Origin of the sequence: Kitasatospora sp. NPDC056651 (genome assembly GCF_042792155.1) — a bacterium.
Classification (GTDB): Bacteria; Actinomycetota; Actinomycetes; order Streptomycetales; family Streptomycetaceae; genus Kitasatospora.
Map to the genome: position 1 here is coordinate 59,055 of NZ_JBHTWX010000012.1, position 9,507 is coordinate 68,561.

General features: G+C 74.9%; 11 protein-coding genes. 5 read left to right on the top strand and 6 right to left on the bottom strand.

Features of this window, described 5'->3' with window-relative positions; all coding sequences use genetic code 11:
* Positions 1–235: 235 nt before the first annotated feature.
* Positions 236–1,030 carry a metal-dependent hydrolase gene (locus ACFRAR_RS07765; RefSeq protein WP_380695915.1) on the top strand — a complete coding sequence of 265 codons (795 nt, stop codon included), beginning with the start codon at positions 236–238 and terminating at the stop codon, positions 1,028–1,030.
* Positions 1,031–1,092: 62 nt separating this feature from the next.
* Here ACFRAR_RS07765 and ACFRAR_RS07770 read toward each other — a convergent pair whose 3' ends face one another.
* The 6 genes from ACFRAR_RS07770 to wecB form a co-directional block, all read right to left on the bottom strand.
* A complete protein-coding gene (locus ACFRAR_RS07770; protein ID WP_380695917.1) occupies positions 1,093–1,245 on the bottom strand; it encodes a hypothetical protein in 153 nt (50 codons plus the stop codon).
* Positions 1,245–1,379 carry a hypothetical protein gene (locus ACFRAR_RS07775; protein ID WP_380695919.1) on the bottom strand — a complete coding sequence of 45 codons (135 nt, stop codon included), beginning with the start codon at positions 1,377–1,379 and terminating at the stop codon, positions 1,245–1,247. The genes ACFRAR_RS07770 and ACFRAR_RS07775 overlap by 1 nt, the downstream gene beginning before the upstream one ends.
* Positions 1,379–1,513: a hypothetical protein gene (locus ACFRAR_RS07780; RefSeq protein WP_380695921.1), complete on the bottom strand. Its 135-nt coding sequence runs from the start codon at positions 1,511–1,513 to the stop codon at positions 1,379–1,381. The genes ACFRAR_RS07775 and ACFRAR_RS07780 overlap by 1 nt, the downstream gene beginning before the upstream one ends.
* Positions 1,513–1,653 (bottom strand): hypothetical protein, encoded by a 141-nt coding sequence (locus tag ACFRAR_RS07785; protein ID WP_380695923.1) that lies wholly within the window; start codon positions 1,651–1,653, stop codon positions 1,513–1,515. The genes ACFRAR_RS07780 and ACFRAR_RS07785 overlap by 1 nt, the downstream gene beginning before the upstream one ends.
* Positions 1,654–1,760: 107 nt before the next feature.
* The gene (gene lanKC / locus ACFRAR_RS07790) at positions 1,761–4,349 is read right to left on the bottom strand and encodes a class III lanthionine synthetase LanKC (protein WP_380695925.1); all 2,589 of its coding nucleotides are present in this window, start codon (positions 4,347–4,349) and stop codon (positions 1,761–1,763) included.
* Positions 4,350–4,612: 263 nt separating this feature from the next.
* A complete protein-coding gene (gene wecB / locus ACFRAR_RS07795; protein WP_380695927.1) occupies positions 4,613–5,830 on the bottom strand; it encodes a non-hydrolyzing UDP-N-acetylglucosamine 2-epimerase in 1,218 nt (405 codons plus the stop codon).
* Between the two features lie 323 nt (positions 5,831–6,153).
* On the opposite strand from wecB, the gene ACFRAR_RS07800 reads away from it, so the two are divergent.
* The 4 genes from ACFRAR_RS07800 (at position 6,154) to ACFRAR_RS07815 (ending at position 9,349) form a co-directional block, all read left to right on the top strand.
* Complete coding sequence (locus ACFRAR_RS07800) at positions 6,154–6,366, top strand: hypothetical protein (RefSeq protein WP_380695929.1); 213 nt, start codon at positions 6,154–6,156, stop codon at positions 6,364–6,366.
* Positions 6,367–6,447: 81 nt separating this feature from the next.
* Complete coding sequence (locus ACFRAR_RS07805; RefSeq protein ID WP_380695931.1) at positions 6,448–7,065, top strand: archaeosortase/exosortase family protein; 618 nt, start codon at positions 6,448–6,450, stop codon at positions 7,063–7,065.
* On the top strand, positions 7,062–8,447 hold the full coding sequence (locus ACFRAR_RS07810) for a glycosyltransferase family 2 protein (protein ID WP_380695933.1): 1,386 nt from the start codon (positions 7,062–7,064) through the stop codon (positions 8,445–8,447). The genes ACFRAR_RS07805 and ACFRAR_RS07810 overlap by 4 nt, the downstream gene beginning before the upstream one ends.
* A gap of 146 nt (positions 8,448–8,593) precedes the next feature.
* A complete protein-coding gene (locus tag ACFRAR_RS07815) occupies positions 8,594–9,349 on the top strand; it encodes a choice-of-anchor P family protein (protein WP_380695935.1) in 756 nt (251 codons plus the stop codon).
* Positions 9,350–9,507: the final 158 nt, after the last annotated feature.

The window sequence follows — 9,507 nt, forward strand, 5'->3', positions numbered from 1 at the left end:
CCACCTTAGGCGGAGCTCCCGGGCGGCGGTGGACACGAGCCTGGCCTGCGCGGCGCGGCTGCGGCGCGCCCGGCTCCGGCCGGGCGCGCCGTCGTGTCCGGGGCCTTCGGAGGGGCCCCCGGACGGGCCGTCCGACGGGCGGGGAATCGGCGCGGTGATCATGGACGGATAGGCTGCCGTGATGTCAGGTCCTCATGGGGAGGGCAGAGCTGATGAGGATCGGTGGTGTACGGACATGATGGGACCGGCGCATTCGCTGTCGGGTGCGGCCGCGTGGCTGGGGGTGGGTGCGGCGGCGGCCGGGCTGGGGGAGCCGATGCCCTGGCCGGTCCTGCTCGCGGGAGCGCTGATCTGCGCGGGGGCGGCCCTGGCGCCGGACCTGGACCACAAGGCGGCGACGATATCCAGGGCGTTCGGGCCGCTGTCCCGGACGGCCTGCGAGGTGATCGACAACCTGTCGTACGCCGTCTACAAGGCCACCCGGGGCAAGGGGGACCCGCGCCGCTCGGGAGGCCACCGGACGCTGACGCACACCTGGCTCTGGGCGGTGCTGTGCGGGGCGGGTGCCGCGGCGGTGGCCGTGTACGGGGGCCGCTGGGGCGTGCTGGTGGTGCTGTTCGTGCACATGGTGCTGGCGATCGAGGGGCTGCTGTGGCGGCACGCCCGGGTCTCCAGCGACGTCCTGGTGTGGCTGCTGGGGGCGACCAGCGCCTGGATGCTGGCCGAGGTCCTCGACAAGCCCGGCAACGGCTCGCAGTGGCTGTTCGAAGAGCCCGGGCAGCAGTACCTGTGGATCGGGCTGCCGATCGCGCTCGGCGCGCTGGTGCACTGCCTGGGCGACGCGCTGACCGTCTCGGGCTGCCCGGTGCTGTGGCCGATCCCGGTCGGGCGCAGGCGCTGGTACCCGGTCGGGCCGCCGAAGGGCATGCGGTTCCGGGCCGGCAGCTGGGTGGAACTCAAGGTGCTGAGCCCGGTCTTCATGGGCGTCGGCGGCGTCTGCGCGGCCGGGGCGCTCGGCTTCTTCGACTGAGGCGAAGTACCGGCTGCCCGCCGGGGGTGGACCCGACGGGCAGCCGTGCCGCCGACCGGCGGCTACTTCTCGGTCTCGACCGGACCGGCCACCGGCGCGTCGAAGCGCAGGTGCGCGGCGCCGCTCCAGTGGCTGGGCGGCAGCTCGATGGTGTTGGTGTACGCCGAGGCGCCGGTCTCGGTCTCCAGGGCCTGGAGGGCCAGGATCTTGGACATCAGTGGGCCGCCTTCTCGGTCGGGACGGGAGCGTCGTAGATGTAGTGCACGTCGCTGCTCCAGTAGCTGAACGGGGCCGCGGCCGGGGAGCCGGTCTCGGTCTCCAGCGCCTGGAGGGCCAGGATCTTCGACATCAGCGGGCCGCCTTCTCGGTCGGGACGGGAGCGTCGTAGATGTAGTGCACGTCGCTGCTCCAGTAGCTGAACGGGGCCGCGGCCGGGGAGCCGGTCTCGGTCTCCAGGGCCTGGAGGGCCAGGATCTTGGACATCAGTGGGCCGCCTCGTCCGCGACGGGGGCGTCGAAGCGCATGTGCAGGGCGCTGCTGGTGTGGCTGGGCGGCAGGATGGTGGTGTAGGCCGAGGCGCCGGTCTCGGTCTCGAGTCCCTGGAGGGCCAGGATCTTCGACATGGTCCGTTCCTTTCGGTGAGGTGGCCGCGGCCACCGGGTGGCGGCCGTCGTCCTTCCCCCGGCTCGGGGCCGGGGAGATCCGTGGTGCCGGGCGGGGCCGGCGGGTGTCAGACGAGGTCGGTGATGCCGGGCAGCGGCACCGGGCCGAGCACCGCCTCGTGCAGGGTGGTGAGCACCCCGGCGGCGCCGGTGGCCAGGTCCGTCGAGAGCCGCATCGAGCGGCAGCCCGGGAACGCCAGGTGGCCGCGGTGGTCCATCACGTGCCACTCCAGCAGCCGCAGGTGACGGTCGGCCGCCACCGGGTTCCCGGTCCGCAGCTGGTGCAGCAGCAGTCCGGCCCGGCCCTCGAACAGGCCGGGGGCGGCGATCAGGTCCGGCAGGCAGGCGCGGTCGGCGGCCGCCACGGCCTCGGTGAAGCGCCCGGGCAGCCGGTCGGGACCGGTGCGCAGGGCCAGTTCGGCGATCAGGCCCGCCGTGCCCACGCCGCCCGCGGCCAGGTACGGGAGCTTGCGGTGGAAGCGCTCCTCGGGCAGGAAGAGCATCCCGTCGGTGATGTCCGCCTCGTCCAGCTCGCGGCCGAGCGCCGCCTCGGCGGCCGTCAGCCACTCGCTGTCGCCGGTGTGCCCGTGCAGCCGCAGGAACAGCGCGGCCTGTCCGCTCCAGCCGTCCAGCAGGCCGCGCAGCTGCGGCGCGCGCTCCTCCCGGGCCAGCTCGTGCCCGAGCTTCAGGGCCAGGTCGGCCAGGCGGTCCTGACCGAGCGGCCCGGCCAGGTCGAGCAGGCCGAGCGCGATGCCGGCGCGTCCGGAACCGAGCCCGGGGTCGAGCGGCAGCTCGGCGGCGAGCAGTCGCTCGACCAGTGCGCCGGCCGCGTCCGGGGCGCCGAGGCGGGCCAGCGCCCAGGCGATGCCGGTGAGTCCGTCGTACAGCCCGGTCGGCAGGTCCGGGGTGGCGTCGGTGCGGGTGATCAGCCAGTCGGTGTGCTCGGCGGGGGCCGGCCGGCCGCAGGCCGACAGGGCGTACAGCACGCCGGCCGCCCCGTAGGCGAGGCCCAGGCCGTTGTGGGTCGGCCCGAACTGTTCGACGTCCCCGGGGAAGAGGCGGTCGGTCCGCTCCGGGGTGGCGGTCTCCAGGATGCCCGCGGCCAGCGAGTCCAGCACCGGGCGCCAGGCCCCGGTGTCCGCCGCCGGTGCCTGCGGCCAGGCCGGTCGCGACGGGCCGGGGCCGTCGGCTCCGACCGGGCGGCGCTCGGTGGCGCCGGGCGGCAGCTTCCCGCCGGCCGCCCGGTGCAGCGCCTCGGCGACCTCGGCCCCGAAACCGGGGTCGACGGGGTAGCGCGCGGAGATCTCCCGGGCGGCCAGCTCGGCCTTGCCGGAGTCCAGCGCGAGCAGGTGGTTCACCGGCAGGAAGAGGTAGAGCCGCAGCGCGGCGAGGGCGTACGCGTCCACCGCCGTGCCGCGCCGGGCCGAGGGGGAGACGAAGCCGGGCGCGCCCAGCGGGGGCGCGGTGGCGTCGTCGGTCGGGAAGGAGATCTCGAAGTCGACCAGCGCGCAGCGCCCGTCCGGCCGGATCAGCACGTTGTTGGGGTGGAGGTCGCCGAAGACCAGCCCGCGCTCGTGCAGCGCCGCCAGCATGCCGGTGACCTGCTCGACCACGTCGAGCGCCCAGGTGGTGTACGCGGCCAGCTCGGCCTCGTCCGGGTCGGGGTGGGCGAGCGGGCAGGTGCGGGTGAAGACCTCCTCCAGCCGCTCGCCCTCGATGTACTCCTCGACCAGGTAGTGGTGCTCCCAGGCCTGCCGGTACTCGTACAGCGCGGGTACGCAGTCCAGTCCGGCCAGCGCCTCCAGCACCCGGCGCTCGCTCAGCAGCCGCTGCACGGCGTCCCGGTCGGCGTGGTCGAGGCCGGCGTGCGGCCGGGCCTCGCGCAGCACGACCTGCCGGCCGTCGCGCTGGTCGGTGGCCAGGTAGACGCCGCCGCCGTTGGAGAAGTGCAGTGCCTTGGTGACCTCGAACGGGAACTCCTCGGCGGCCTCCGCGGCCTCCCGCTCGGCGTCGGCGGCCAGTTGGGCCTTGACGACCTCCGGCACCGGTGCCCAGTCCGGCACCGCGAAGACGGTGCCCCGGACGTCCGGGACGAGTTCGCCGTCCGGCCCGCTCATGGCCGGCACCCGCCGGCCGTGCTCGTCGGTGCAGTAGCGCTCGCTGAACGAGCCGAAGCGCAGGTAGAGCGGGCCCTCCCGGTAGCGCAGGTCGCTCAGCACGTACGGGCCGGGGACGCCCTTGAGCAGGGTGGACAGCTCGTCGAGCACCTGGGTCAGCCGGGCGTCGTCCTCGGGGTAGAGCGTGATCAGCTTGCCGCTGGAACGGCGGTCGGCGTACTTGCTGTTGAGCATGTGCACGGTGGCCCGGCCGCGCAGGAACTTCCAGGTCAGCTCGTGCTCCAGGCAGTACGCCAGGACCTGGTCGATCACCCGCTCGGCCTCGTCCGGGGTCGCCGAGACGTGCACCTTCCAGCCCTGTTCGGGCAGCCGCGGGTGCGGGGGCCTGACGTGCACCCAGGGGCCGTGCTCCAGGCGTTGCCAGCCGGGCGGCAGCGGCACGGCGGCGGCGGCGAACCGGTCGTCCGGGCGCTCGGCGCGGGCCGGGTCGTCGTAGAACAGCGGGTCGGCGAGGCAGTGGCGCTCGTAGCGGTCGTCCATGGTGCCCGCCTCAGCCCGCGGTCCGCGACGACCGGCGGGGCTGCGGCCGGAAGGGTTGCGGGCGGCACCCGTCGGCGTCCGGCCCGGTGGTCGTCCGGGCGTCGGATGTCGTCGTCAAGGGAACCCCCCGGAAGCAGTGGATCCCGCCGGTCGCGGGCTGCGACAGACCCTGCCAGCCGGGTCGCCCCGGGTCGACGGGTCCGATCCGCCACCTTCCTGCCAGGCAGCTTGCGGGCGGATCGGGGTGCCGGGCCCGGCCGGGGTCAGCGCCCGGGGTGGGCCGCCGCCGTGGCGGGCTCCCCGGCGGCCCGCTCGACGGCCCTCGCGGTGACCCGCTCGACGGCCGGCGCGGCGGTCGGTACGACGGCCGGAACGGGGGTCCGCCCGGGCCCGAGGTAGCGGCCGCGGAGCGCGGCGACGATCTCGGCGCTCGCCTGTCCGGTGCCGTACGGGGAGGGGAGCCGGCCGAGCCGTTCGTCGACGGTCTCGTCGGCCAGCAACTCCCGTAGTGCGCGGGCGAGTTCGTGTCCGGGGCGGGCGAGTCTGGCGAAGCCGGCCTGGACGGCTTCGGGGCGCTCGGTGGAGTTGCGCACCACCACGAGCGGGCGCTTGAGCACCGTGCACTCCTCCTGGATCCCGCCGGAGTCCGACACCAGCAGGCGGCAGTGCCGGGCCAGGGAGAGGAAGCCGGCGTGGTCCAGCGGCTCGATCCGGCGCAGCCGGGTGGCCGGGTGGCGGAGGCCGAACGCCTCGACGGCGGCCCGGGTGCGGGGGTGCAGCGGCAGCAGCACCGGCAGTTCCAGCGCGGCGAGTTGGTCGAGGATCTGGGCGAGCCGGGCGGCGTCGTCGGTGTTCTCGGGGCGGTGGATCGTGGCGAGCACGTAGCCGCCGGGGCTGACGGCGTGTTCGGCCAGCACGCGGTGCGCCTCGGCCTCGGTGGGCAGGGTCTCCAGGGTCGCCTCGACGACGGTGTTGCCGGTGACCACCACGCGGTCGGGTTCGATCCCCTCGCGCAGCAGGTGCGCCGCCGCGATCGCGGTGGGCGCGCAGTGCAGGTCGGCGAGCGGGGCGATCAGCCGGCGGTTGGCCTCCTCGGGCATGCCGGGGTCGAAGGAGCGCAGGCCCGCCTCGACGTGGACGACGGGTATGCCGGCGCAGTGCGCGGCCAGGGCGCCGGCGGCGGCGGTGTTGGTGTCGCCCTGGACGACGACGGCGGCCGGCGGGTGGGCCGTCAGGTGGTCGCTCAGGGCGCTGACCATCCGGCCGATCTGCCGCCCGCGCGGCTCGCCGCCGACGCCGGTCAGCAGGTGGTGCGGGCGGGGGAGGCCGTACTGGGCGAAGAAGGTGGTGGTGAGGGCCGGGTCCCAGTGCTGGCCGCTCCACACGATGCGGGCCCGTGGGCCGAGGAGCCGGGCCACTCCGGCGAGTTTGACGATCTCCGGCCGGGTGCCGAGGACCAGGGCGACATCGGTCGAGGACATGGCGCTCCGATGGGGCGAGGGGTGGGGCGGGGGAAGTAACAGCAGACGATATGGGCGGATTCGAAGGAAATGTCCACGCGCCGGACCGATGTCACCCACTTGGCCCATGCGGGTCGGATCGCCCTGGGTGGGGACGGGGGCGGTTCGTATGCCACCCCATCAAGACCGTTCGCACCGGGCCGATTTGGCGTGACTGCGGCAAACGGGTGAATTCCACCCGAATGGGCGCGCCGCATCTATCCGATCATCCGATCGGCCCAGCAACATACCGCTCCAGATCGCAAAGATCGGGACAACCCGGTCGCAACGAGAGGAACCCACCCATGTACGGACCGATAGGCGGCGGCCTTCCCCCGATGGCGGCCGGCGGCGGCGTCCTGGCCTCGACCGGCTCGCCCGGCCTCGGCATCGCCGCCGCGGCCGGCACGGCCCTGGTGCTGGTGGGGGTCGCCCTGCTGCGACGCAGCAGGCTGGCGGCCGACCGGCAAGCGCCCGACCGGGAGGCGCCGGGCCGCCGCGACCGCGACGACCGGTAGCCGCGACCGCCGGCCGCCCCGAAGGCCGGCCGCCGACGCGCCGAACTCCGCCAGCCCGCCGTTCCCCCAAGGGGTTTCCTCGTGACCGCAGATGTGTACCCGCAACCCGCCCGCCCGCCGGGGCCGGCCCGTCGGCAGCTGTCGCGGCACGGCCGCGCCCCGTTGTCCGGCCGGGTGCTCGCCGGGGTGACCGGACCGCTGCTGCTGGGGCTGTGCGGGTTCCTGGTCGTCGGTGAACGGGCCTACCGGTTCCGCGAGATGGCCGCCGCCCAGTGGTTCGTCTCGCACGGGCTCGGGCTGCGGACCCTGCTGCTCGAATCCCCCGACGCGCCGGTGCTGTACGCCGGTGGCGCGGGCGGGTTCGGGCGCGGGATCGCCCTGAGCACCGGGTGCAGCAGCGCCCTGCTGATCGCCCCGCTGGCCCTGCTGGCCGGTGTCCTGCTGCTGTTCGGCACCCGTCGGCCGACCCGGGTGCTGCTGGGCTTCGCCCTGGCGGCCGGCCTGGTCGTCGCCGCCAACCTGGGTCGGCTGGCGCTGATCGTCGCCATGCAACACCGGTACGGCGACGAGGGGTTCGGCTGGACCCACGTCCTGTTCGGCTCGCTGCTGATGATGGCCGCCGGTCTGGTCGCCCTGCTGCTCTTCCTCTTCCTGATCACCCGAACGTCCACCCGCGACACGGAGGCCGGTGCGCCGTGACCCTGCTCGACCTGTCCGTCTCCCTGTCCTTCGTGCTGGGGGTCGGCTTCCTCGCCTACGTCGCCGTGATCGTGCGCACCTTCCTGCGGGCCCGCCCGGACGCCACGGGCGACCCGGCCCGCTTCGACTGGCACTTCCTCATACCCTGCCGGGACGAGGAGGCCGTGATCGGCACCACCCTGGACTACCTCGACCGGCACTTCCCCGAGGCGCACGTCTGGGTCGTCGACGACCACTCCGAGGACCGGACGGCCGAGGAGGTGCGGGCCAGGGCGGACGCGGGACGGCCCGTCCACCTGGTGAGCCGTCGGCTGCCGCGGGCCCGTACCGGCAAGGGCGACGCGCTGAACGCCGCCTACCGGGCGCTCGAAGCCTGGCTGCCCGGGGACGCCGACGCCGACCGGGTCGTGCTGACCGTCGTGGACGCCGACGGACGGCCCTCCCCGGGGATGCTGGAGGTCTTCGCCGGACCGTCCTTCTTCGCCGACCCGGACATCGGCGCCGTCCAGGCCGAGGTCCGGATGTCCAACCGCGACGTGGCCGTGCCGCTGCCCCACCGGGGACGCCTGGCCAACCGGTTCGCCCGGCTGCTGGCCCGGCTGCAGGACATCGAGTTCCGCGGCCCGATCTCCGCGATCCAGATCACCCGCCGGCTCACCCGGACCGTCAACGTCGGCGGCAACGGCCAGGCCAACCGGCTCAGCGCGCTGCGCTCGATCGACCGGGGCGGCGGCGAGCCGTGGGGCAGGGCGCTGCTGGAGGACTTCGAGCTCGGGCTGCGGATGATGCTGGCCGGCTGGCGCAACGGCTACACCACGACCGCCTGGGTGGACCAGGAAGCCCTGTGGAACGTACGGCAGTTGATCACCCAGCGGGTTCGCTGGGCGCAGGGTTCGATGCAGTGCGCGCCCTACCTGCGCCGGGTCTGGCGCTCCCGTGAGTTCAGCACGCTGGGCTTCCTGGAAGTCCTCTACTTCATGGTCCAGCCCTGGCTCCAGGTCGTCGGCCTGGTGGTCTACACCGTGCCGATCGCGGCCTTCGCCTACAACGCCGTCTTCTACCCCGCGTTCGTCCTCGCCTTCCTCCGCCAGGGCGGCGCCGTGCTGATCGCCTTCTACCTGGTCGTCGGCGTCGCCGAGTTCGCCCTCTGGGGGCCGCTGTACCGGCGCCGCAGCGAGCCCGGGATCAGCCGCCGGGCCGCGCTCGGCTACGGCCTCGCCCTCGCGGTGTACGCCGCGACCACCTACCTCGTCGCGATCCGCGCCTTCTGGCGGATCGTGCGGCGCCAGGGCTCCTGGCACAAGACGGCCCGCACGGCCGAGCCGCTGCCGGTGCCCGCCGCCCAGCAGGCGGGCACCGCGCCGGAGGCCGCCGCCGTCTGAGCACCGAAGACTTCTCCCCGACCGGTGAGGCCGCGGCCGATCCGAACGCCGCGGCCGGTCGGCGGAGTCGACGCACCACACCCTCCTTCCTGCCCCGCGCCGCGGACACGTCCGTCCGCCGTGCGGTCCTTCCGAAAGGCCGACCCGTGAGAACTCGTACCCGCAACCGCGTCCTCGCCGGAACCGCGCTCGCCGCCCTCGGGGCGCTCTCCGTGGCCTCCCCGGCGTACGCCGCCCTGCCCGCCCCCGCGGCGGACGCCTACGTCGTCTCCACGGAGGCCCTGGGCGGCATGGTCGCCGTCGCGCCGTCACCCGAGTCGACCTACCCGGCCGGCGGCACCAAGACCCTGGTCGGCCTCAACGTCGGGCCGGTCGCCACCAACTCCACGCTCACCGCGACCACCGCCGGGGACCCGGCCGCCGGGACCTCCTCGGCCTCCGCGACCGTCGACAAGCTGGGGCTCGACCTCGGTGTGGCCTCGGTCTCGCTGACCGGCGTCAACTCGACCTGCACCGCCACCCCGACCGGGGCCACCGGCAGCGGCCTGATCGCGGGCGGGTCGGTCAGCATCGCCGGCCTCCCGACCAACCTCCAGGCCAACGCCCCCGCCAACACCAAGGTGAGCATCCCGCTCGTCGGCTCGATCGTGCTCAACGAGCAGACCACCGACGCGAACGGCGTGCTGACCGTGAACGCCGTCCACATCACCCTGCTGCCGTCGCTGAACGGCGCCAACCTGGTCATCGGCCACGCCTCGTGCGGCGGGGCCGAGCCCGCGGCCTCGGTGCCGATGATCGACCCGTCGGTCGCCGGGATGGGCGGCGGCGCGGTGGTCGCCGGCGCCCTCGCCACCGTCTACCTGCGCCGCCGCGGTGCCAAGGGCGCCGTGTCGGGCGCCTGACGGACCGTCCGTCCCGCCCGGGACCCCCCCCCGGCCGCGGGGGGGGCCCCCCCCCGGGCCCCCGGGGGGGGGCGCCTCCGTGCCCCGGGCGCGGCGCGCCGGCGGGGCGGGGGGGGCCCCCCACGCCCGGATCGCGGACGCCCGGGAGCGGTTGGCGC